Raw genomic sequence first — 1,093 nt, 5'->3', positions numbered from 1 at the left:
CCCGCGGCGTCCGCACCGCGGCGGCGCCGACGCCCAGCACGACATCGCCCGGCTGCAGCCCGGCGCCATCCGCCGCACCCCCGGGGGTCACGCGCAGCACCACCGGGCCCGGCGGCGCGCCGGCGGCATGGCCGGGCGGGCCCAGCACGAGGCCGAAGCCGCGATGCTCGGGCGTCGCCGGCATGGGCGGCGGTGCCGGCCGGGACGGCGCGGCGCCGAGCACCACCGGCACCGTCGCCTCCTGCCCCTGCCGCCAGACGAAGAGGCGCAGCTCCGTCCCCGGCGGGTGCAGCCCCACGGCGCGGGCGAGGCCCTGCGGGCCGTCCGTCGCCTCGCCCTCCAGCGCGGTCACCACGTCGCCGGGGCGCAGGCCGGCGCGTGCCGCCGGGCCGTCGGGCACCAGATCGTCGAGCAGCGTGCCCTGCGGCGGGGCGCCGCCCATGGCCCGCGCCAGCTCGCGCGTCATCGTCTGCGCCTGCACGCCGAGCCAGCCCCGCACCAGGCCCTGGCTGGACTGCAGGGCCGCGACCACCGGCGCGGCCACCGCGGCCGGCACCGCGAAGCCGATGCCGACCGACCCGCCCGTGGGGCTGACGATGGCCGTCGTCACGCCCACCACGCGCCCGGCATCGTCGCAGAGCGGGCCGCCGGAATTGCCCGGGTTGATCGCCGCGTCGGTCTGGATCAGGTCGCCCGAGGCCGGGCCGCCCAGGCTCCGCCCACGGGCCGAGACGATGCCGAGCGAGACCGAGGCGCCGATGCCGAAGGGGTTGCCCACGACCAGGGCCCAGTCCCCCGGGCGCGGCGGCGGCCCCTCGGCGAAGCGGAGGAAGGGCAGGGGCGGGCCGCCCGGCGGCGGGTCCACCTTGATGACCGCGATGTCGGTGACCGGGTCGGTCCCGACCAGCCGGGCGGGCAGCTCCGTTCCGTCGGCGAGGGTGACGGTGATGCGCTCCGCCTCCCCCGCGACATGGTGGTTGGTGACGATGGTGCCGCCGGCATCCACCAGGAAGCCGGAGCCGGCGCCGATCATCGTCGCGGCGGGGCGCGCGGCGGGGCCGCGCCGCGCCGCGCGGCCCTGCAGGGCGGGGGC

General features: G+C 80.0%; 1 protein-coding gene. It reads right to left on the bottom strand.

Going from position 1 to position 1,093, the window contains the following annotated elements; translation table 11 throughout:
- Positions 1–1,093 (bottom strand): S1C family serine protease (locus E2C05_RS31965; RefSeq protein WP_133223620.1); only part of this gene is annotated, 1,093 nt, incomplete at both ends.

It is taken from the genome of Paracraurococcus ruber (assembly GCF_004353985.1).
GTDB lineage: Bacteria > Pseudomonadota > Alphaproteobacteria > Acetobacterales > Acetobacteraceae > Paracraurococcus > Paracraurococcus ruber.
The sequence above is the reverse complement of the archived record's forward strand: the minus strand, read 5'-3'. Positions and strand labels throughout refer to the sequence as shown.